This window comes from Rhizobium sp. KNZ14-9A (genome assembly GCF_056755015.1).
Map to the genome: position 1 here is coordinate 192,665 of NZ_JBPGXB010000002.1, position 20,577 is coordinate 213,241.

General features: G+C 60.3%; 18 protein-coding genes and 2 pseudogenes. 12 read left to right on the forward strand and 8 right to left on the reverse strand.

Features of this window, described 5'->3' with window-relative positions; all coding sequences use genetic code 11:
* Positions 1-3: 3 nt before the first annotated feature.
* On the reverse strand, positions 4-618 hold the full coding sequence (locus tag ACR9ZQ_RS06990; RefSeq protein ID WP_310385902.1) for a DNA-3-methyladenine glycosylase: 615 nt from the start codon (positions 616-618) through the stop codon (positions 4-6).
* A gap of 83 nt (positions 619-701) precedes the next feature.
* On the opposite strand from ACR9ZQ_RS06990, the gene ACR9ZQ_RS06995 reads away from it, so the two are divergent.
* Positions 702-1,022 (forward strand): hypothetical protein, encoded by a 321-nt coding sequence (locus ACR9ZQ_RS06995; RefSeq protein WP_310385900.1) that lies wholly within the window; start codon positions 702-704, stop codon positions 1,020-1,022.
* On the opposite strand, the gene ACR9ZQ_RS07000 is transcribed toward ACR9ZQ_RS06995, so the two are convergent.
* Positions 1,019-1,333, reverse strand: a complete 315-nt coding sequence (locus ACR9ZQ_RS07000) for a hypothetical protein (RefSeq protein ID WP_310385899.1) — start codon at positions 1,331-1,333, stop codon at positions 1,019-1,021. The genes ACR9ZQ_RS06995 and ACR9ZQ_RS07000 overlap by 4 nt on opposite strands.
* Before the next feature lie 19 nt (positions 1,334-1,352).
* Entirely contained in the window at positions 1,353-2,267 is a 915-nt protein-coding gene (locus ACR9ZQ_RS07005; RefSeq protein ID WP_310385897.1) for a LysR family transcriptional regulator, read from the reverse strand.
* A gap of 120 nt (positions 2,268-2,387) precedes the next feature.
* On the opposite strand from ACR9ZQ_RS07005, the gene ACR9ZQ_RS07010 reads away from it, so the two are divergent.
* Both ACR9ZQ_RS07010 and ACR9ZQ_RS07015 read left to right on the forward strand, forming a co-directional pair.
* Entirely contained in the window at positions 2,388-3,128 is a 741-nt protein-coding gene (locus tag ACR9ZQ_RS07010) for an SDR family oxidoreductase (protein ID WP_481427402.1), read from the forward strand.
* Positions 3,129-3,210: 82 nt separating this feature from the next.
* The gene (locus ACR9ZQ_RS07015) at positions 3,211-4,113 is read left to right on the forward strand and encodes an SDR family oxidoreductase (RefSeq protein WP_481427403.1); all 903 of its coding nucleotides are present in this window, start codon (positions 3,211-3,213) and stop codon (positions 4,111-4,113) included.
* A gap of 241 nt (positions 4,114-4,354) precedes the next feature.
* Here ACR9ZQ_RS07015 and ACR9ZQ_RS07020 read toward each other — a convergent pair whose 3' ends face one another.
* Positions 4,355-5,266 carry a LysR family transcriptional regulator gene (locus tag ACR9ZQ_RS07020; protein WP_481427404.1) on the reverse strand — a complete coding sequence of 304 codons (912 nt, stop codon included), beginning with the start codon at positions 5,264-5,266 and terminating at the stop codon, positions 4,355-4,357.
* Between the two features lie 165 nt (positions 5,267-5,431).
* Between ACR9ZQ_RS07020 and ACR9ZQ_RS07025 the strand changes: the two genes are divergently transcribed.
* The 6 genes and pseudogenes from ACR9ZQ_RS07025 to ACR9ZQ_RS07050 all read left to right on the forward strand — a co-directional run bounded on the left by ACR9ZQ_RS07025 (position 5,432) and on the right by ACR9ZQ_RS07050 (position 15,572).
* On the forward strand, positions 5,432-6,244 hold the full coding sequence (locus tag ACR9ZQ_RS07025; protein ID WP_310385888.1) for an alpha/beta hydrolase: 813 nt from the start codon (positions 5,432-5,434) through the stop codon (positions 6,242-6,244).
* Positions 6,245-6,292: 48 nt separating this feature from the next.
* Positions 6,293-7,483 (forward strand): efflux RND transporter periplasmic adaptor subunit, encoded by a 1,191-nt coding sequence (locus ACR9ZQ_RS07030; protein WP_310385886.1) that lies wholly within the window; start codon positions 6,293-6,295, stop codon positions 7,481-7,483.
* A 121-nt stretch (positions 7,484-7,604) separates the two neighbouring features.
* Complete coding sequence (locus tag ACR9ZQ_RS07035; RefSeq protein ID WP_310385884.1) at positions 7,605-10,802, forward strand: efflux RND transporter permease subunit; 3,198 nt, start codon at positions 7,605-7,607, stop codon at positions 10,800-10,802.
* 139 nt (positions 10,803-10,941) lie between these two features.
* A pseudogene (locus ACR9ZQ_RS07040) lies at positions 10,942-11,865 on the forward strand (NAD(P)-dependent oxidoreductase); the annotation flags it as partial.
* Positions 11,862-13,646: an IlvD/Edd family dehydratase gene (locus ACR9ZQ_RS07045; protein WP_481427405.1), complete on the forward strand. Its 1,785-nt coding sequence runs from the start codon at positions 11,862-11,864 to the stop codon at positions 13,644-13,646. The pseudogene ACR9ZQ_RS07040 and the gene ACR9ZQ_RS07045, both read left to right, overlap by 4 nt.
* Positions 13,647-13,761: 115 nt before the next feature.
* Positions 13,762-15,572: pseudogene (locus ACR9ZQ_RS07050) on the forward strand (putative bifunctional diguanylate cyclase/phosphodiesterase).
* 131 nt (positions 15,573-15,703) lie between these two features.
* Here the strand turns inward: ACR9ZQ_RS07050 and ACR9ZQ_RS07055 are convergent.
* The gene (locus ACR9ZQ_RS07055; RefSeq protein WP_051942244.1) at positions 15,704-15,904 is read right to left on the reverse strand and encodes a KTSC domain-containing protein; all 201 of its coding nucleotides are present in this window, start codon (positions 15,902-15,904) and stop codon (positions 15,704-15,706) included.
* Positions 15,905-16,169: 265 nt separating this feature from the next.
* Here ACR9ZQ_RS07055 and ACR9ZQ_RS07060 point away from each other — a divergent pair, with 265 nt between their 5' ends.
* Positions 16,170-16,703, forward strand: coding sequence for a hypothetical protein (locus tag ACR9ZQ_RS07060; RefSeq protein WP_481427406.1), 534 nt, complete (start codon positions 16,170-16,172; stop codon positions 16,701-16,703).
* On the opposite strand, the gene ACR9ZQ_RS07065 is transcribed toward ACR9ZQ_RS07060, so the two are convergent.
* Positions 16,704-17,543, reverse strand: coding sequence for a DUF6030 family protein (locus tag ACR9ZQ_RS07065; protein ID WP_442206901.1), 840 nt, complete (start codon positions 17,541-17,543; stop codon positions 16,704-16,706).
* A 126-nt stretch (positions 17,544-17,669) separates the two neighbouring features.
* Complete coding sequence (locus tag ACR9ZQ_RS07070; RefSeq protein ID WP_113325391.1) at positions 17,670-17,879, reverse strand: KTSC domain-containing protein; 210 nt, start codon at positions 17,877-17,879, stop codon at positions 17,670-17,672.
* Positions 17,880-18,142: 263 nt separating this feature from the next.
* On the opposite strand from ACR9ZQ_RS07070, the gene ACR9ZQ_RS07075 reads away from it, so the two are divergent.
* Entirely contained in the window at positions 18,143-18,481 is a 339-nt protein-coding gene (locus tag ACR9ZQ_RS07075) for a hypothetical protein (RefSeq protein ID WP_113325390.1), read from the forward strand.
* Positions 18,482-18,748: 267 nt separating this feature from the next.
* Positions 18,749-19,597, forward strand: a complete 849-nt coding sequence (locus ACR9ZQ_RS07080) for a GNAT family N-acetyltransferase (RefSeq protein WP_481427407.1) — start codon at positions 18,749-18,751, stop codon at positions 19,595-19,597.
* Here the strand turns inward: ACR9ZQ_RS07080 and ACR9ZQ_RS07085 are convergent.
* Positions 19,594-20,511 (reverse strand): DMT family transporter, encoded by a 918-nt coding sequence (locus tag ACR9ZQ_RS07085; protein WP_481427408.1) that lies wholly within the window; start codon positions 20,509-20,511, stop codon positions 19,594-19,596. The two genes, ACR9ZQ_RS07080 and ACR9ZQ_RS07085, sit on opposite strands and share 4 nt — an antisense overlap.
* Between the last annotated feature and the right edge of the window lie 66 nt (positions 20,512-20,577).

Genomic DNA, 20,577 nt, shown 5'->3' on the forward strand with positions numbered 1-20,577 from the left:
CATTTAGCGGAACGGCTTGCTCAGATATCGCGATCCCTGAATGCCGAAGCGCCATGGTGCTTCGGCATTTTTCGTAATGCCGATCCGCTTGCCCGAGACGATGGGCACTGGCGCGGAAGGCGAGATCGCATAGGGTGGCTGGTCGAGCGTCCGGTCGTTGATGGAGATATCGATGCCGAGCGCCTGGCAGAGCTTGCCGGGGCCGCTGCAGAGCTGGGTCAGCACATCGGTGCCGCGCCGTTCCATCATGGCCGGCAAGCCTGTTTCCGGCTCCAGCGCACGGATCAGCACCGCCGAGCCCGGCATGCAGACGAAGTTCAGGCACCAGTACATGCCGTAGATGCGGTAGATATAGACATTGCCCGGATGGCCGTACATGGCGCCATTGCGCTTCGTCGGGCCACGGAAACTGTGGGAAGCCTCGTCATCCGGATAATAGGCTTCCGTCTCGGTGATCCGCCCGCCTGTGTCGTTGACCGTCAGATGGCAGCCGAGCAGGTCGCGGGCGACCTCGATCGCATCGCGTTCGAAGAAATGGCGCAGGCTTTCCCCGGCAAGCGGGCCGGCGCCGATCGCGCCATTGATCATATCGGTCGTCATGGAGAGTGCCGATAGCATCCTCTTTGCTCATTCGCCATCCGGAACAATGATTTGCCGGCCGGCGTTTGGAACGCAAGCCAACAATCGCAAGGAAATGGATCATGGATGATCTCAAGCTCTACCGGCTGGTTCCCGCCGCCGCCCCTGACGATCCCAACTGGGATCTTGCGCCGTCCCATGGTGTGGTCGTCGTTGCTGCTCTTACACCAGGGGATGCACGCGTCGTCGCCTCCGAAGCCGAACTCGATTTTCTGGAGATCGACGGTTCGCCGGCGGAAGACAAGTCGACAAAGAACGCGAGCGCCTTCCGCAACGAAAAGCTCTATACCGTCATCGAGGAAGCGGCGCGCACTAATATCACCGAGCGTGGCGTTGTGCGCGGAGAGGTCCGCGTCGACAATATCATCTCGACACAGATCTAGTGGCCGGCATTGGGGTCGCGTATCGAAATCGACGAACTGGTAACGGAAACCGGGTCGCTCGCCGGGAAGGAATCTTCCAGGCCTTCCTGCAGCTCTTCTTCAAGGACCGCTGCATCCTTGCTGCGAGGGCCGTCACCGTGAACGGGCTCGAATGCGGAAGAAAGCAGTGCTTTCGCCCTGGCGATGGCATTTTCGTGCGTGAGATCGGGGGCGTTGCGCAGCGTGACTGCGATCCTGTCTTCACCCTCGTTGCCGAACTCGACGACGAAGCCCTCATCCGTCTGGTAAACCATGGTGTCGCTGAGTGCCATGCCCGTTCCTCCGAGAATGCTAATATGAGTGAACCGCGTTTTCGGAGTTTTGTCGAGCGAAGACCTTCACCAACCAGTCGATGAAGACGCGTACGCGCGGTGAGAGTTGGCGGTTGCGCGGATAGAGCAGCGAAACCGGCGTCTGCGTGAGTGGAAAATCGGCGAGCACTTGGACCAGGGTGCCGGCGGCGAGATCCTGTTCGGCGTGGTAACGCGGGATCTGGATCATGCCGAGCCCCATGCGAGCGGCGGAGATATAGCTTTCGGCAGCGTTGACGGTCACAGTCGCGGGGATCGTGATGTTGCGCACGCTGCCGTCGACGATGAATTCCAGGGGCAGGGGGCCGGCGCTGCCGGTCGCGCGGAAGCCGACCATGCGGTGCGCGTCGAGACTGTCGGGATGTTCGGGCTGACCGAGAGCGGCGATATAGGACGGCGAGGCGAGGGTGATCTCATCCAGCATGGCGACACGCCGGGCGACCATGTCGCTGTCCTGCGGAGTACCGACGCGCAGCACGCAGTCGATGCCCTCGCGCACCAGATCCACCAGCCGGTCGCCCTCGCTCATGTAGAACTCGATATCGGGATAAGTTTCCAGAAAGGACGGCAGACTTGGCAGCACGAAATGCCGGGCAAGCGTGCCGTGCACATCGACCCGCAGTAGCCCCTTCGGCTTGGCGCCGGCGAAAGCGCCTTCGGCATCTTCGATATCGGCGAGGATCGACAGGCAACGCTGGTAATAGGCTTCGCCATCGAGCGTCGGGCTGACATGGCGCGTCGTGCGCTGGAGCAGGCGCACGCCGAGGCGCGCTTCCAGCTGCTTGACCGCATCCGTCACCGTCGAGCGCGGCAAGCCGGTGTCTTCGGCGGCAAGCGTGAAGCTGCGGCGCTCCACGACACGGGAAAAGACCCGCATGGCATCAAATCTGTCCATTTTGTTTGTTCGCAATTACCGGATAGTGATGCCGAATAATGGCTGATTATCCGCAAAGTGAAAAGGGACATCTTCTTCTCATCGAAAGGGCGCTGCGGCGCCGAACCAAAGGAGAAGAAAATGTCTGCCAATCAAAACAAGGTCGCTCTCGTTACCGGCGCTTCCCGCGGCATCGGTGCTTCGATCGCAGAACGTCTCGCAAAGGACGGCTTCACCGTCGTTATCAACTACGCTGGCAACGCGGCGCTTGCCGAAGAACTGGCCCAGAGGATCGAGAAGGCCGGCGGCAAGGCCCTGACGGCACAGGCCGACGTTGCCGATGCGGACGCCGTGCGCCGCATGTTCGATGCTGCAGAGGCAGCCTTCGGCGGCGTCGACGTCCTCGTCAACAATGCCGGTATCATGCTGCTCTCCCGTCTTGCCGACGTGGACGATGCCACCTTCGACCGCCAGATCAGCATAAACCTCAAGGGCACTTTCAACACGTTGCGCGAAGCTGCCAAGCGACTGCGTGACGGCGGCCGGGTCATCAACTTCTCGAGCTCGGTCGTCGGCCTGAAGCCGGAAGCCTATAGCGTCTACGCCGCCACGAAGGCCGCCGTCGAGACGATGGGCGCCATCATGTCCAAGGAAATGCGCGGCCGCCAGATTACCGTCAACTCGGTCGCTCCCGGCCCGACAGGCACCGACCTCTTCCTCAACGGCAAGTCCGACGAACTGATCGACCACCTTGCCAAGGCAAACCCGCTGGAACGTCTCGGCACGCCTGAGGATATTGCTGGTGTCGTTGCCTTCCTCGCCGGCCCTGATGGTGCCTGGGTCAACGGTCAGGTGCTGCGTGCCAATGGCGGCATGGTCTGACGCAAACTCGTGCCGGTGTCGCGCCGCCTCACTCTTCCCCGCATTTTCTCAACCGCCCCACTCTCATAGAAGGAACAGGATCATGAGCAAGCAAGTCATCATCATTACCGGCGCTTCAAGCGGTTTCGGCGCTCTTACCGCCCGCGCTCTCGCCAAGGCCGGTCACACCGTCTATGCCTCGATGCGTGAAACCGAAGGCCGCAACCGGCCGCAAGTCGAGGCAGTGGAGGCCTTCTCCAAAGAAAACGGCGTCGATCTGAAGGCCGTCGAACTGGATGTCGCCTCTGATGGTTCGGTCGAAGCAGGCATTGCCAAGGTGATCGCTGCCGAAGGCCATATCGACACGATCATCCATAATGCCGGCCACATGTCCTTCGGCCCGGCTGAAGCCTTTACGCCGGAGCAATATGCCGAGCTTTTCGATATCAACGTGCTGTCGACCCAGCGTGTAAACCGCGCGGTGCTGCCGCATCTGCGCAAGCAGGGCAAGGGACTGGTTGTCTGGGTTTCTTCCTCCAGCACCCGCGGCGGTACGCCTCCGTACCTTGCTCCCTATTTCGCCGCCAAGGCCGCCATGGACTCGCTTGCCGTTTCCTATGCCAGTGAGCTAACCCGGTGGGGCATCGAAACGGCAATCATCGTTCCCGGCGCCTTCACCAAGGGTACGAACCACTTCGCCCATTCCGGCTCGCCTGCCGATGCCGCCCGCGCCGCCGAATATAATGAAGGTCCCTATAAGGGCCTGCCGGAACAGGCGCTGAAAGGTCTTGCCTCGCTCGAACCCGCTGATGCAGATGCCGCTTCCGTTGCAACCGCCATCGTCGATGTCGTGAACATGCCCTTCGGAAAACGGCCGTTCCGTACCCATATCGATCCGTCGGAAGACGGCGCGGAGATCGTCAACGGCGTTGCGGACCGCGTGCGCGCCGAACTCTTCCGCCGCATCGGCATCGAGGATCTGCTGAAGCCCGTCACGAACGGATAAAGATCGTCGCAAACTTGTGAACGGCCTCTTGGTGAGCTGCCCCTTACTATCCGGCTAAGCGTACCTATATCACAATGGACGGAGGCGGACGGCAATCGCCGCCCGCCTCCCGACCTCCACTCCAGGGCCTGCCGCGCCTTTCCTGCGGTGCGACAGGCCTTCAGTTTCAGACATCAGATCAAGGCCCGTGACGGTTATCCCTCCCATCACGGGCCGCTTCTTTTCTGCCAGTGGCTCTAGGTCAGCGGGCGTTGAGTTTTGCGTCTGCCAGCAGTTTCACCAGCCAGTCGACGAAGACGCGAACCTTGTTGCTGAGATGCCGGTTCGGCGGATAGACGACGTAGAGCGGCAGCGACTCGCGCGTCCATTCCGTCAGGGTCTGAACCAGTTCCCCCTTTGCCAGTGGCTCACGGGCCATGAAGATCGGGACCTGGGCGAGGCCGAGGCCGGCGAGTGCCGCGGTCATATAGGTGCGGCTGTCATTGACGGAGACGATATAGCGCGGATTGACCTCGATACTCTCATTATCCTTCCGGAATTCGAAAGGCACCGTGCGATTGTTCTGGGCGCGGAAATAATTGACGGAATAATGTTCCGTTTCAAGCTCTTCCGGCCGCTGCGGCAGGCCGAATTTCTCGACGTAGAGGGGGGCGGCGCAGGTGATCATTTCGATTTCCGAAACGCGCCTCGCAATCAGCGACTGGTCGGCCGGCGTGCCGGCGCGCAGAGCACAGTCGACGTTTTCGGCGAGATAGTCGACGGTGCGGTCGCCGACGCCGAGGTCGATGCGGATATCGGGATAACGCTGATAGAAATCACAGAGCGCCGGTACCAGAATGGAATCGGCAAAGGCGCCCGCCATCTCGACGCGCAGCCTGCCCGTCGGCAGGCTCTGGGAGTTTGAAAGACTGCCGTCCAGCTCCTCGAGCTCGGAAATGATCTGCGCGGCGCGTTCATAATAAAGAGCGCCATCCGTCGTCACCATGACACGGCGGGTGGTGCGGTTGAGGAGCTTGGTGCGCAGATGCGCTTCCAGTCCTTGAATGAGATTGGTCACCGTCGCCTTGGGCATGGCGAGCATGTCGGCGGCGCGGGTGAAATTGCCCGTCTCCACTACGCGGATGAAGACGCGCATTGCCGAGAGCTGATCCATCGGTTCAATTCCGCAGTTTGCGTTGCAACATTGTTCGGGATTTGGAATAGTGTTATCGCGATATCGCTTCTTATTCCCGGTTTTGAATAACAATATCTTTTTAGTGCAAAATGCAAGAGACGGGGGATATCCGCCCATCTGCAAAGCAGCGAAGAGATAGAGACTATGGTGCCCGAAATTAAGGACATGGTGCTGGAAAAGGTGGCCGCTGGCCCCGTTTCTGCGCGCGTCTATATGGGCGCCGATTTCGGCAAGGGTCCGCCGATCGTGCTTTATCTGCATGGTGGGGCGTTTCTCGACAGCGACCCCAAGGCCGATCGCCCGATTGCAAGCAGCCTCGCAAAGGCCGGCGCGATCGTCGTCTCCGCCGACTACAGCACGCTTTCGGGCAATGTCTTTCCGAAGGCGCTCGAAGTCTCCTTTTCGATCTTTTCCTACCTCGCACTCAAGAAGGCCGGCCTCGGCGACCGCAAGTCGCTGCTTTTCGTTGCTGGCGAAGAGGCGGGTGGTAACGTCGCCGCCGGTGTTGCGCTGAAAGCACGTGACCAGATGCCGGATGCGCTTGACGGCCAGATCCTGCTTTCTCCTCTTCTCGATCCTTTCATGGGTACGTCTTCGATCCGCAAAGCGGAGAAGATCGGCATGCGCCAGCGCTGGACGGAAGGCTGGAGCCATTACCTGAGCGGCGGTGGCTGTCATCCCTATGCCGCGCCTTGCCTGTGCTCGCGTATATCAGGTGTTGCACCGGCTCTGATTTTCACGGCGGAAGACGATCCGCTGCACGACGAGACTATCGGTTACGCCGCTCGCCTGAAGAAGGCAGGCGTTGGCGTGCGCCAGCATGTCCTTCCCGCCGGGACAGGTTGGCCATCCATTTATGGCGGAAAATCTGAGGGGACTTCCACGTGGCAGGGCAACGTCAGCCGCCACTTTGGAGATTTTCTTCAGGACGTGAGCGTTCAGCCACAATTGCATTGAAGACGAACTGATTTTTTACGGCCATTCAGGGCCGCAAGGAGAGTACCGATGACGTCCAGAAATAAGCGCTGGGCCCTGGTGGGCGCCGGTCTGGGTGTTGCTGCGTCCGTTTCGGCCGCTGCCATCTTTTTCGAACTGCCGATGAGCGCAACCGCCACGGCCGCCTCTGAACCTGCGCAGCCTCCCGCTGTGCCGGTGACGGTTGCCGTCGTCGCCAGCCGTGATGTGACGAACTGGGAGAATTTCTCCGGTCGTCTCGAGGCCATTGACCGCGTGCAGATCCGCCCCCGGGTTGGGGGTGCCATCCAGTCCGTGCATTTCCGTGAAGGTGCCTTGGTGAAGCAGGGCGACCTGCTTTTCGCCATCGATCCGGCGCCCTATCAGGCGGCGGTCGCCCAGGCCCAGGGCCAGGTCGCTTCGGCTGAAGCCAAGGTCAGCCTGGCACAGACCGAACTCGACCGTGGCCGCAGGCTTTCGGACAACCGTACAATCTCGCAGAGCGATCTCGACCAGCGCCAGAGCACGCTGGCCGAAGCCCAGGCGAGCCTGCGTTCGGCACAGGCGGCTCTCCAGTCCGCGCAGCTCGACCTCGACTATACGCAGGTTCAGGCGCCGGTTTCCGGCCGTATTGGCAAGATCGAGGTCACGGTCGGCAATATTGTTGCGGCCGGTTCGGCTTCGCCTGAGCTGACGACGCTGGTCTCTGTCGATCCGATCTATGCAAGCTTCAATGCCAGCGAAGAGATGGTCACGAAGGCTCTTTCGGAGCTTCCGGCGACTGACGCCGCATTGCCGGCTGTTGAACAGATCCCGGTTGAAATCGGCACGCTCGCCGATGAGGGAACGCCGATCAAGGGCAAGCTTCAGCTCGTCGACAACGAAGTCGATGCTGCCAGCGGCACCATTGCTGTGCGGGCAGTCTTCGACAATCCCGGCGGCAAATTGATCCCCGGCCAGTTCGTTCGGGTGCGCATGGGCCAGCCGAAGGCCGAGAACAAGATCGTCATCAGTGACCGCGCCGTCGGAACCGACCAGGACAAGAAATTCGTCTTCGTCGTCGATGGTGAGAACAAGGTCAACTACCGGCAGATCAAGCTTGGTTCGCTGTTCGATGGCCAGCGCGTGGTCGAAGACGGCCTCGAAGTCGGCGACAAGATCGTCGTCAACGGCCTTCAGCGTATCCGTCCGGGTGCAGTCGTAGCACCCCAGATGGAAGAGAAGGTCGCGACCGCTCAGTAAGATCTGAGCTGCCTTCCCTCGGGGAGGCGGCCGTTACACCAGATAACATGACCTGCCGGTGCGCCTTTAAGCCGCCGGCGAGGGACTTTGCATCCATGTTCACCCCGGAGAGGGCGTTAAAATGAACATATCCAGATTCTTTATCGACCGCCCGGTCTTTGCCGGTGTTCTTTCGGTCCTCATCGTGGTCGCCGGCCTCATCGGCCTCCGGGCGCTGCCGATCTCCGAATATCCCGAGGTCGTGCCGCCGTCGATCGTCGTGCATGCCACCTATCCCGGCGCAAACCCGTCGGTCATCGCCGAAACGGTAGCCACACCGCTCGAAGAACAGATCAATGGCGTCGAGGGCATGCTCTACATGTCAAGCCAGGCGACGTCTGACGGCGCCTTGAACGTCACCGTCACCTTCAAGCTCGGTACGGACCCCGATAAGGCACAGCAGCTCGTGCAGAACCGAGTGTCGCAGGCCGAACCGCGCCTGCCGGCGGAAGTTCGCGCGCTCGGCATTACCACGGTCAAGAGCTCGCCCGACTTCATCATGGTCGTCAACCTCGTCTCCGACGGGAACAGCCATGACATCACCTATCTGCGTAACTATGCGACGCTGAACGTCAAGGACCGGCTTGCCCGTATCGCCGGTGTCGGCCAGGTGCAGGTCTTCGGTGCCGGCGACTATTCCATGCGTGTGTGGATCGATCCGCAGAAGGCAGCCGAGCATAATCTTGCCGCAAGCGACATCAGTAATGCGATCAGCTCGCAGAACGTTCAGGCTGCTGCCGGCATCATCGGCGCTTCGCCGAGCCAGCCGGGGGTCGATCTTCAACTCAACGTGAACGCCCAGGGTCGTCTGCGCACGCCCGAGGAATTCGGCAGCATCATCGTCAAGACGGGCGCCAATGGCGAGATTACTCGTCTGCGCGACGTTGCCCGGATCGAACTGGGTGCCGCGGACTACACGCTGCGTTCGCTGCTCGACGGCAAGCCGGCTGTCGCCGTTGCCGTTCTCCAGGCGCCGGGTTCGAACGCGATCGAGATCGCCGATAATGTTCGCGCGACGATGGACGAGCTGCAGTTGGCCATGCCTTCAGGCGTGAAGTACGAGATCGTCTATGATACGACGAAGTTCGTTCGCGCCTCGATCGAGAAGGTCATCGACACGCTGCTCGAAGCCATCGCGCTCGTCGTTCTCGTCGTCATCCTGTTCCTGCAGACATGGCGTGCTTCGATCATCCCGTTGATTGCCGTTCCGGTATCCATCATCGGTACATTCGCGGTCATGTACATGTTTGGCTTCTCGATCAATGCACTCAGCCTTTTCGGTCTGGTGCTGGCGATCGGTATCGTTGTGGATGACGCAATCGTCGTCGTTGAAAACGTCGAACGCAACATCGAGGCCGGGCTCAGTCCGCGTCAGGCGACTTACAAGGCCATGAAGGAAGTCTCCGGCCCGATCATCGCCATCGCGCTAGTGCTCGTCGCGGTCTTCGTGCCGCTCGCCTTCATCTCCGGTCTGTCGGGTCAGTTCTATCGCCAGTTCGCGCTGACGATCGCGATCTCGACTGTCATTTCGGCCTTCAATTCGCTGACGCTGTCTCCGGCTCTGGCCGCCCTTCTGCTGAAGGGTCACCATGCGCCGAAGGACTGGCTGACGCGGTTCATGGACGCGATCTTCGGCTGGTTCTTCCGTGGCTTCAATCGCGCTTTCGGCACCGGTTCGAACGCCTACGGCAAGGGCGTCGGCGGTCTAGTATCGCGCAAGAGCATCGTCATGGTGATCTACCTTGCGCTGGTGGGAGCGACCTACAGCATCTTCAATACGGTACCGGGCGGTTTCGTGCCGTCGCAGGACAAGCAGTATCTGATCGGCTTTGCCCAGTTGCCGGATGCCGCAAGCCTGGATCGTACGGAAGGCGTCATCAAGCGCATGACCGACATCGCTCTGGCGCAGCCGGGCGTTGCCAACGCGATCGCCTTCCCGGGCCTGTCGATCAATGGCTTCACCAACTCTTCGAACGCCGGCATCGTCTTCGTGACGCTGAAGGATTTCGAGGAGCGCAAGACGCCTGATCTTTCGGGTGGGGCAATTGCCATGGCGCTGAACCAGAAGTTCGGCGTCATCCAGGATGCGTTCATCGCCATGTTCCCGCCGCCGCCGGTCAACGGCCTCGGTACGACGGGCGGTTTCAAGCTGCAGATCGAGGATCGCGCAGGCTTAGGCAATCAGGCGCTCGACGAAGCGACCAAGGCAGTGCTTGCCAAGGCCTATCAGACGCCTGAACTTGCTGGTTTGTTTTCCAGCTTCCAGATCAACGTGCCGCAGCTCTATGCCGATCTCGACCGCGCCAAGGCCGAGCAGCTTGGAGTTTCCGTCACCGACGTCTTCCAGACGCTGCAGATCTATCTCGGTTCGCTCTATGTGAACGATTTCAACGCCTTCGGCCGTACCTACAGCGTCCGTGTGCAGGCCGATGCCAAGTTCCGCGCCCAGCCGGAAGATATCGGCCAGTTGAAGGTTCGCTCGGCATCGGGCCAGATGATCCCGCTTGCAGCTCTCCTGAAGGTGGATGCAAGCACCGGTCCGGAGCGTGCGAACCGCTATAACGGCTTCCTCGCTGCCGATATCAACGGGGGTCCGGCTCCAGGCTTCTCGTCCGGGCAGGCTCAGGCGGCGATCGAGAAGATCCTGCATGAGACACTTCCTGCTGGCATCGACTTCGAGTGGACGGACCTGACCTACCAGCAGATCCTTGCCGGTAACTCCAGCATCGTTGTCTTCCCGCTGGCCTTGCTGCTCGTCTTCCTCGTGCTCGCTGCCCAGTATGAAAGCCTGACATTGCCGCTTGCGATCATCATGATCGTGCCGATGGGGGTTCTGGCCGCCTTGACCGGCGTCTGGCTCACGGGTGGAGACAACAACATCTTCACGCAGATCGGCCTCGTCGTCCTTGTCGGTCTATCGGCCAAGAACGCGATCCTGATCGTGGAATTTGCCCGCGAACTGGAGTTCGAAGGCAGGACGCCGCGTGAAGCTGCGATCGAGGCCAGCCGCCTGCGTCTGCGCCCAATCCTGATGACCTCCATGGCCTTCATCATGGGCGTCGTGCCGCTCGTCACCTCGACCGGTGCGGGTTCGGAAATGCGCGCGGCCATGGGTGTCGCGGTCTTCTCGGGCATGATCGGCGTGACCTTCTTCGGCATCTTCATGACGCCGGTATTCTACGTGCTTCTGCGCCGGATGACGGGCAACCGCCCGCTCGTTCAGCACAACGACAATCATCCGCAGGACGAGGATGACCATATGAAGGTCGCTGCGGAATAACCTCTCCTTTGTCGGGTAAATCGGGCGGGGGCCTCGGTCCTCGCCCGTTTCGTTTTTAGGCGATGAGACAAAAATGCGTTACGTCCATCAAAACGGTTGCATGCTGAGGTGAGGGGGATATCAAGGGCAGGCAACAGTTCGGGAGGGCTGGGTGACACACGCATTGGAAAACAGAGGAAAGCGGAAGATCGCTTTCCTCGGTACGGGGCTCATGGGTGCGCCGATGGCGCGGCGTTTACTGGGTGCAGGCTTTTCCGTTACCGTCTGGAATCGTGACCGAGACAAGGCTAAGGCGCTGTCCGGCGATGGTGCCACTATAGCTTCTACGCCCTTGGAGGCTGCTTCCACAGCCGATGTCGTCATCTCCATGCTGACCAATGCTCAGGCCGTCAGCCAAGTGCTGTTCGACATGGGCACCGTCGAGGCAATGAAGCCGGGTGCTGTTGTCATCGACATGAGCTCGATCGCTCCGCCTTTCGCGCGGGAACATGCCGAGAAGCTTGCCAAGCGCGGCATCCGCCATATCGATGCGCCGGTTTCCGGCGGCGTGGTCGGGGCTTCGGCCGGGACGCTTGCCATCATGGCGGGTGGGGATGCTGCCGTCATCGCCGAACTTTCGGATGTCTTCGCGCCGATGGGGCGGGTCACGCATGTCGGCCCACATGGGGCCGGTCAGCTTGCCAAACTTGCCAACCAGCAGATCGTTGCGGTGACGATCGGCGCCGTCGCGGAGGCGATGATGCTGATCGAGGCCGGCGGTGGTTCGCCGGCCGCCTTCCGGGACGCGGTGCGTGGCGGCTTTGTAGACAGCCGCATTCTGGAGATCCACGGCAAGCGCATGATCGACCGGCAGTTCGCGCCGGGTGGTTCTTCGGCCAACCAGTTGAAGGATCTCGACGCCGTCATGGCGACGGCGAAAGCCCTTTCTCTGACCTTGCCGCTGACGGAAGCGGTTCATGCCGAATTCACAGAATTTGTTGCCAGGGGCAACGGCGAGACGGATCACAGCGCCTTGCTGCTCCATCTCGAAGACAGGAATGCCCGACCGGGAGGAAAGAGATGACCGACAGCAAGACCGCCAAGCGCCGCCTGCGTTCGCAGGACTGGTTCGACAATCCCGATCATATCGACATGACGGCGCTCTATCTGGAGCGCTTCATGAATTACGGGGTAACGCCGGAGGAGCTGCGGTCCGGCAAGCCGATCATCGGCATCGCCCAGAGCGGCAGCGATTTGACCCCCTGCAACCGCGTCCATATCGAATTGGCAAAGCGCGTGCGGGACGGCATCCGCGATGCGGGCGGCATCCCGATCGAATTTCCGACGCATCCGATCTTCGAGAACTGCAAGCGCCCGACGGCAGCACTCGACCGCAATCTCGCCTATCTCGGCCTTGTCGAAATTCTCTACGGCTATCCACTCGACGGAGTCGTGTTGACGACCGGCTGCGACAAGACCACGCCTTCGGCGATCATGGCAGCTTCGACGGTCGATATTCCGGCAATCGTTCTCTCCGGCGGGCCAATGCTCGACGGCTGGCATGAAGGAAAACTCGCCGGCTCGGGCATGGCGATCTGGCAGTCGCGCCGGAAGCTCGCGGCAGGCGAGATCGACGAAGAGGAATTCCTACAGACGGCGCTCGATTCGGCACCCTCCGTCGGCCATTGCAACACGATGGGCACGGCCTCGACCATGAATGCGCTGGCCGAGGCGCTTGGCCTGTCGCTGACAGGCTGCGGCAATATTCCTGCTGCCTATCGTGAGCGGGGCCAGATGGCCTATCGCACCGGTCGTCGCGCCGTAGAGATCGTATTCGAAGGCCTGAAGCCGTCCGATATCCTGACGCGCGAAGCCTTCCTCAACGCCATCAAAACCAATTCGGCGATTGGTGGCTCGACGAACGCCCAGCCGCATCTTGCCGCCATGGCGAAGCATGCTGGAGTTGAGTTGTATCCCGAGGATTGGCAGATGCATGGTTTCGATATTCCGCTGCTCGCCAATGTGCAGCCGGCGGGTGCCTATCTCGGCGAGAAGTTCCATCGCGCCGGCGGCACCCCTGCCGTCATGTGGGAATTGCTGCAGGCCAGCAAGCTCGATGGTGACTGTCGTACCGTCACCGGCAAGACCATGGCGGAGAACCTGAGAGGGCGAGAGTCACGTGACCGCGACGTCATCAAATCCTACAGCGAGCCTCTGAAAGAGCGTGCGGGCTTCCTCGTACTCAAGGGCAACCTCTTCGATTTCGCCATCATGAAGATGAGCGTCGTATCCGAGGATTTCCGTAAGCGTTACCTGCAGGAGCCGGGCCGGGAAGGCGTCTTCGAGGGCAAGGCTGTCGTCTTCGACGGTTCGGAGGATTATCACAAGCGCATCAACGATCCGGAGCTCGGCATCGACGAGAACACGATCCTCGCCATCCGCGGCGCTGGTCCGCTCGGCTGGCCGGGCTCTGCGGAAGTGGTCAACATGCAGCCGCCGGATCATATCCTGAAGCGCGGCATCAAGAGCCTGCCGACGATCGGTGACGGGCGACAGTCCGGCACTTCGGACAGTCCGTCGATCCTCAATGCCTCGCCGGAAAGCGCGGCAGGCGGCGGGCTCGCGTGGCTCAGGACCGGCGACATCATTCGCATCGATTTCAATCAGGGTCGTTGCGATATGCTGGTTGACGAGGCTGAAATCGAGCGACGCAAGGGCGATGGAGTCCCGCCGGTGCCGGCCGATGCTACGCCATGGCAGCGCATCTACCGGAAAACGGTGACGCAGCTGTCAGATGGCGCGGTCATCGAGGGGGCAGCAGAATTCCGGCAGATCGCCAGAAACCCACCGCGACACAATCACTGATTAAAGCAATACTGATTGAAAAGAAGGCAGTCGTAACCAACAGTTCACCTAGTAACTAGTTCGGTACTTACGAAAAGGCTTCATTAATGAGGGCTTGCGACTATATTATGAGTTTTTGCAGGCTTCGAAGGCTGAAACGAATTGGCCAAGAATAAACCAACGCGATCAGAGCAAGAGTTCCAGGATCTTCTTCGGCGACTGGAGCTGGCGCTTGATGCTTCGCAAATTGGTGTGTGGGAACACAGCATCAACAAGGATGCTATTCTTTGGGACGTGCAGATGCATCGCCTCTACGGCACCGGTCAGACAAATCGAGAGGTGCCGACCTCTGTCTGGTCCGAGGCCATACATCCTGACGACAGGGGGCAGGCCGAGCGGGATTTCGAAAAAGCGGTTGCCGCCCGGGGTGCCTATAACTCCCAGTTTCGCATCATTCTGCCGAGCGGAGAAATCAGGCATTTAAGGTCGCGTGCACATTTCTATGTCGATGAGGAGGGCACACCCTCTTTCATCGGTGCCGAATGGGACGTGACATCCGATGTGCTGCTCAATGCCGAGCTCGGCAAGCAGAAGATGATGGCCGAGGCCCGGGCGCTGGCGCTTGAAGAAAGCAATGCGCGGATCGAGCATGTCGCCAATCATGATTACCTGACCGGCATGCCGAACCGGCGCCTGTTCGACAGGCGGCTCGCGGCGTTGCTGGCGGATAAGAGCGTGTCGACGCTTGCCGTTCTGCATCTCGATCTCGACCAGTTCAAACAGATCAATGACAGCCATGGCCACGCCGCCGGTGATGCCGTGCTGCGCACGGCATCACTCAGAATTGCCGCTGCCATTCCCTCAGATGGCATGGCTGCCCGTGTCGGCGGCGACGATTTCGTTATCGTACTGATCAATTTCGCCGGCCTCGATGCGCTGAAGGCAATCGTTGAGGATGTGCAGCGGCGATTGCTGAAGAAAATCCGCTTCGGGCAGGAGATGCTGCAATCCGGTGCGTCGATCGGCGTATCCTGGAGCAGCGACAAAAGGGCGCGCAACCTGCTCGCCGAATCCGATCTGGCGCTCTATCAGGCAAAAAAGCTCGGCCGTAATCGTATCGAATTCTTCAGCCGACAGCTTCAGGACGATTTGCGCGGCAAGCGTCGCTTGGCCGAAGATCTCGCCCAGGCCCTGGAGCAGGGTGAGATCATTCCCTACTACCAGGTGCAGCTCGATGCGCGCACCCGCGAGATCACGGGGCTGGAGGCGCTGGCACGCTGGAACCATCCGGAAAAGGGCGTGCTTGCGCCAGGCGTCTTCCTGCGCATTGCGGATGAATACGGGCTTTCGGCGGAAATCGATGCCGCGGTTCTGCAGCGCGCGCTTGAAGATCGCGTCGCCTGGCAGGCCTTGGGCTACCATGTGCCGCGGATCGCCGTGAACATCTCGCCCGGGCGTCTTGCCGATCCTGCTCTGCTGGACAAGTTGCGCCGGCTGGCCATCCCGCCGGGTGCCATCGTCTTCGAGCTCGTGGAGACGATCTTCCTCGACGATTGCGATGAGAAATTCCTCGCCAATATCGACCTCATCAAGCAGATGGGCATCGATATCGAGATCGATGACTTCGGTTCCGGCCATGCCTCGCTCATCGGCCTCGTGCGACTGAAACCGAAGCGGCTGAAGATCGACCGCCAACTCGTCACCGATGTGGTGGAATCGGCTGAGCAGAGGCGCGTGGTCGGATCGATCGTCGAGATTGCCAAGGCTCTCGATGTGGAAGTGATTGCGGAAGGGGTGGAGACCGAAGCCCATGCCGTGACGCTGTCATGGCTCGGCTGCGACAGCCTGCAGGGTTTTGCGCTCGGCTATCCCTCCAACGCCGCCGATACGGGGCGCCTTCTTGCATCAAACGGCCACGGCGGCAAATCGCGAAGTGTGGCCGGTTGAGATTTGCGGATGAAGTTTAGTCGATGAATGGAATGGGAAGCCGATTTCGGTTCGAACGATCCAGTCGGCGAGCACTTTAAGCTAACTCTCAGTGCACTGACACGGCACGCCTTGGGTGCGTGCCGTATTTTTCAGGTAGTGCGGAAGCGGCCCCGGATCTGGCTCATGTAGAAGTCGCCAGGAGAAGCTGCTGCGGTCAGTCCGACGACGATGCCTTCAGGGACATCTTCGTAATGACGACGTTGACCGTTGGTCAGATAGAGCGTGAGGTGTCGAGTCTCGCGCTTGTAATCGATCGCTTCAATGAGTTTGGACTGCAGTCTAGTTTCCATGCGGTACTCCCCGATGTGTTTCGCGCGCGAGAGGTGGCTGCTGGATCCGACGAGCGGTTCAAGACAGCGTCAAGCTAATCTCTGGTCGATTCAAGTCAAGGATCCAAGAGTGGAGCCCTACCTATTTTGAGTTAAATGCGTCTGAAGTTTGACGCTCTAAATTAGCCCGAAAGCGTCATGACAATTAAGCGCAACCTGCAGCGGAACAATGCTCCCTCAGCGAGCGTTCAAAAGCGTTTCGTCCAGCCTTGAAATGGGGATGTCCTTGCGGGTGATTGCAGAGCTGATCATTCTTTTCGGCCGCATCTGTTGCGCGCTCGTGGCCGTTGTGGGCACGATGGCTTTCGCCTCCTATCTGATCGCCTCTCCGGTCGATGCGACGCCACGGATGGATGCAGAAAGTGGAGCGATCTGGACCCTCGTGCCGGTTCATATCGATCTGAGCCATCAGCCCTATGAACGCGAGCCCGATCGCTATCCCTTCAAGTTTTCTGCCGGCCCGGCCCTGAAGGTCATCGACAATGCGACCTTTTCCCTTGATGGCAACACCTTCGTCATTGCCGGTGTCGCGCGGATCGCCCCGCGGGCGCTTTGCGCCGATGCGCAGGGTCGGCGCCTTGCCTGCGGCCAGAATGCAGCGGGCCTGCTGCGGACTGCCTTGCGCCGCAGCTTCATCGAATGCAGCAGCAAGGAGTTAGCGCCGAAGCTGTTCATGGTGAGTTGCCGGCGGGACGGTCAGGACCTCGCCGGGTTGCTCAACGACATGCCCGAGGTGCAGCTCGTTGCCAGCGCGAAGTGATCAGGCGCGTCGCCAGAAGATGAGTTCCGGCACCTGCCAGGAGGGGTCGGGCGCGGGCAGCCAGGTCTTCGGGGAGAAGTAATCCTTCGTGCGGCGCTGTTGGGCGGAGGCCTCCTGAAGCAGGAGCGTGAAGTTGAAGGCGCCCGGCCGAGAATATTCCTGGGTGAAATTGATGAGGGCACCGAAGCCTTCCTCCTTCACATCCCTGAGATTGCGGATTGCCGTCAGTGCATCATGGAAATCCAGCCACGCCGGCTGAGTCAGCATGGTTTCAAAGATGCGCGATATGCTGGGATCAAGCTGTCCGTTGCTGTCGGTCGCGGGACCGAGGAGTTTCACGCGCATGCTCGTAATCGTGCCTCTGCCATTGCCGCGTACGACGAGGAAGAGCGAGCTGACGACGTGCTCCTTCTCCTTCTTGTAGACATGTTCGTAGGAGCATTCGAACGTATCGGAATTGAACGCCGTTTCCGCCCATTCGCTGGTTTCCACGCCGGCTGAGCGCAGCGCTTCGCACATGACCGGGCCGGAAATCCGCCAGGTGCGCAGGAAAACGCTCGCGAGCGCCGGCTGCGGCGGGTCGAACATGCGCGGTGCGATCTTGATGCTGACAGGTTCGGTGCGGCGGAAGACCTTGGGCGGCGGGGGAGGCGGAGGTGCCGCGGGCGGAAAAAGCTCTATGCCGAAGTAGTGGGCCAGCGACTTCAGGTGCCGCATGTCATTCGACAGCAGCACCGTTGCGCCAACAATTGAAACGGACAGAACAATCAGCAGCCACATGACGGCGCGGCCCTTTCGCGGCTGCGGCGCCAGTTTCATGTTCTGATCGGACGATGGCATCGTCAGTTCGCGAGACCTCGGACAATGGAAGTCATCATTTATAAGGCTCGGACCGATGTGGCAATCGATCTCACCTGGCGCGGCGTAATCGATTTAAAGCCGCGCCGGTAAAAGTATCGAAGTGCTTTAAGCTGCGATGCGACGGTAACGCTTTCTGATGCGGTCGATATAATACTGGCCCGGGGAGGGCGCCATCACCATGGTGCTGACGTCGTCGGCCGGTACGCCTTCGAACAGGCGTTCTTCGCCGTTGCGGAAGCAGATGCGCAGGCGCCCGTCTTCCTGGCTGAAATAGACGTTCTGGATAATACGGGATTTGACTGGAACTTCGTGCATCGTTTTTGCCCCTGTTTCGTTTTGAGGCACCTTAAAAGTAAGGATGCGAAGATACCGTCAAGGCGTATGGTAAAGATTGTTTTCTGCTTGAACAGCGACAGTCTAAAAAATCGCGTTTCAATAAAATTGTACGGATCGGCTTAAAAAGCCTGCAAATACTGGCATGTAGAGTGCCCCTCATGAAAGCGGCCGGGCATGGACAGATGCGACCGGCGCTGCGGCCAGGCGGAAATCGCCGGCCGACTGGAAAAGGGGACTTTAAGATGAGCAGACTTCTTCTCGCCGCGACGCTCGCAATGACGGTATCGGCTGCAAGCCAGCCGGCTTTCGCCTTTGGCCCGGGCGGTTTCGGCCGCGATCTCATATACACGTCGGCCATCGGCCATCTGCCCGAGGAGCCGCTGACAACGAGCATTGGCTTCGTTCGCCCGAACATTCCCTTTGCCCTGAGCGCTCCGGCACAGGTCGAAGGCGAGGGCTATCAGCTGAAGGCCTATTCGCAGCAGCTGACCATCGTTGTCGGCTTCGTTTTCGACAGTGTTCTCAGCCAGGCTGCCCAGACCATCGGTACTGCCGAAGCGCTGGGTCCGTTTCTGCGCTAAGGCTTAAATACTTCATATGTCGTCTTTCGATTTGCGCCCGCCGGAAGGATCCGGCGGGCGCAGTAATTTTCTTGAGATTGCAATTACATTGTTTCATGGTAAGGCGAGATCGAAGTTCTTTTGCATTGCATTTCAAAACGACGACACACATCGTTCAAGCCGTGAACGCGAGTTCATCATGACCGGTCTGAGCGCAGGGACAATCGACTTGACGATTGCTTGGCGCACGGCGGAATGGACTTGCGGGTTTCAATCTGGGAAGGTTGCATGAATTCGGAATTTGCCGTTCGTTCCATGCGGCCCGGCGAACTGGAGCTTGCGCTGGAATGGGCACGTCAGGAGGGCTGGAATCCCGGCCTCGACGACGCGATCGCATTCCACGAAGCTGATCCTTCCGGATTTTTCGTCGGCGCCATCGGTGAGGTGCCGGTCGGTTCTATCTCGGTCGTCAAATATGGCGACAATTTTGCCTTTCTCGGTCTTTACATCGTGCATCCCGATTTCCGTGGCCGGGGCTTCGGCAAGGCGATCTGGAACGCTGGCATCGCTTCGGCGGGAGACCGCACGATCGGCCTCGATGGGGTTGCGGCTCAGCAGGCAGCCTACCGCAAGGCCGGTTTCGAGGTCGCCTATACCACGATCCGCTATGGCGGCGTGCCGACATCGGTGCCGCAGTCGTCACTCGTCGCGCAGCCGGTCCCGGATGCGAGGCTCGAAGGCCTGCTTCGCTATGACAGCGGTATTTTTCCGCAGCCACGCGCGGCCTTCCTTGCCGCCTGGTGCACGGGCCGCAAGGGGCGCAGCTCGGTCGTCGTGCGCAAGAGCGGCAAGATCCGCGGTTACGGTACGATTCGCCGCTGTTATGAGGGCTACAAGATCGGCCCGCTTTTTGCTGGCGACGCAGATAGCGCCGCCGCCCTTCTGGCCGGCCTCATTCCCCAGGCGCATGGCGCGTCTATCTATATCGATATCCCCTTGGCCAATGCCGAGGCGATTGCACTTGCAGAAAGCATAGGGCTTGAGCCAGTCATGGAAACCGCGCGCATGTATCGCGGTCCGGCGCCGGAAATCCCGCTGAAGAACGTCTATGGCGTGACGACGCTGGAGCTTGGTTAGTCGACCGGTGAAGCGGGCACGGTGGGCGCAGCCGTTTTTGGCCGGCCCTTTTCGGCGATAGCGATGCCGCCGAGCGTCAGCACCAGCGCAATCATGTGGAAAAGCTGCAGCGTTTCGCCGAGCAGGGCGACAGAAAGCAGCGTGCCGAAAACCGGGACGAGATTGATGAACAGGCCGGCGCGATTGGCGCCGATTTCCTCGACGCCCCTGATATAGAGTATCTGCGCCAGCAGCGAGGCGAAGATTGCCGTATAGACAGCAATCGCGCAGCCTTTGCCATCAGGCCATTGGGCCGCGCCGCGGGAGGCCTCCCATAGAAGCAGTGGCAGGGCAGTCAGCGCCGCGCCGAGCGCGGGAATCGCCATCAGCGTGCGCCAGTCGACGACGGGCTTCCAGCGCAGGAAGATCGTATAGACGGCATAGGCGGCGACAGCGATCAGCATCAATCCATCTCCGCGGTTCAGGCTGAGCTGCAGCAGGGTTGCAAGCTCGCCATGGGCAGCCGTCAGTGCGACGCCGACAAGCGTCATGCCGAAGCCGACGACCTGGGCCAGCGAAACGCCGGTGCGGAAAAAGACGAAATTCAACAGGAAGATCAGCATGGGAATGCCGGCTTGCTCGATCGCGACATTGATTGCCGTCGTGTACTGCACGGCCGAATAGAGCATGGCATTGAAGGTCGTGTAGCCGACCACACCATAGAAGAAGAGGAGGGGCAGGTTGTTGCGCACCACCGGCCAGTCCTTCTTCAACTGTGGCAGCGAGACGGCGGCGATCAGCACGACAGCCAGGAGCCAGCGAAGGAAGGTCAGCATCATCGGGCTGACATGGCCGAGCGCCAGCTTGCCTGCCACGGCATTGCCGCCCCAGCAGAGAGTTGCAATGACGAGGCAGATATAGGCTGTAGCTTGCAAGGGGATCTTCCCGTCTTTGTCGTCTCTGGCAGGCTTTTTATGACGGGGCTTAGCCTGCCGGCGGCT

What these genes read in the sequence shown, in the direction of transcription:
- ACR9ZQ_RS06990 (WP_310385902.1), bottom strand. Translation starts at nt 618, where the DNA reads ATGCTATCGGCACTCTCCATGACGACCGATATGATCAATGGCGCGATC.
- ACR9ZQ_RS07075 (WP_113325390.1), top strand. Translation starts at nt 18,143, where the DNA reads ATGAGCAGACTTCTTCTCGCCGCGACGCTCGCAATGACGGTATCGGCT.
- ACR9ZQ_RS07035 (WP_310385884.1), top strand. Translation starts at nt 7,605, where the DNA reads ATGAACATATCCAGATTCTTTATCGACCGCCCGGTCTTTGCCGGTGTT.
- ACR9ZQ_RS06995 (WP_310385900.1), top strand. Translation starts at nt 702, where the DNA reads ATGGATGATCTCAAGCTCTACCGGCTGGTTCCCGCCGCCGCCCCTGAC.
- ACR9ZQ_RS07055 (WP_051942244.1), bottom strand. Translation starts at nt 15,904, where the DNA reads ATGGAAACTAGACTGCAGTCCAAACTCATTGAAGCGATCGATTACAAG.
- ACR9ZQ_RS07045 (WP_481427405.1), top strand. Translation starts at nt 11,862, where the DNA reads ATGACCGACAGCAAGACCGCCAAGCGCCGCCTGCGTTCGCAGGACTGG.
- ACR9ZQ_RS07030 (WP_310385886.1), top strand. Translation starts at nt 6,293, where the DNA reads ATGACGTCCAGAAATAAGCGCTGGGCCCTGGTGGGCGCCGGTCTGGGT.
- ACR9ZQ_RS07080 (WP_481427407.1), top strand. Translation starts at nt 18,749, where the DNA reads ATGAATTCGGAATTTGCCGTTCGTTCCATGCGGCCCGGCGAACTGGAG.
- ACR9ZQ_RS07000 (WP_310385899.1), bottom strand. Translation starts at nt 1,333, where the DNA reads ATGGCACTCAGCGACACCATGGTTTACCAGACGGATGAGGGCTTCGTC.
- ACR9ZQ_RS07025 (WP_310385888.1), top strand. Translation starts at nt 5,432, where the DNA reads ATGGTGCCCGAAATTAAGGACATGGTGCTGGAAAAGGTGGCCGCTGGC.
- ACR9ZQ_RS07010 (WP_481427402.1), top strand. Translation starts at nt 2,388, where the DNA reads ATGTCTGCCAATCAAAACAAGGTCGCTCTCGTTACCGGCGCTTCCCGC.
- ACR9ZQ_RS07020 (WP_481427404.1), bottom strand. Translation starts at nt 5,266, where the DNA reads ATGGATCAGCTCTCGGCAATGCGCGTCTTCATCCGCGTAGTGGAGACG.
- ACR9ZQ_RS07005 (WP_310385897.1), bottom strand. Translation starts at nt 2,267, where the DNA reads ATGGACAGATTTGATGCCATGCGGGTCTTTTCCCGTGTCGTGGAGCGC.
- ACR9ZQ_RS07015 (WP_481427403.1), top strand. Translation starts at nt 3,211, where the DNA reads ATGAGCAAGCAAGTCATCATCATTACCGGCGCTTCAAGCGGTTTCGGC.
- ACR9ZQ_RS07070 (WP_113325391.1), bottom strand. Translation starts at nt 17,879, where the DNA reads ATGCACGAAGTTCCAGTCAAATCCCGTATTATCCAGAACGTCTATTTC.
- ACR9ZQ_RS07065 (WP_442206901.1), bottom strand. Translation starts at nt 17,543, where the DNA reads ATGCCATCGTCCGATCAGAACATGAAACTGGCGCCGCAGCCGCGAAAG.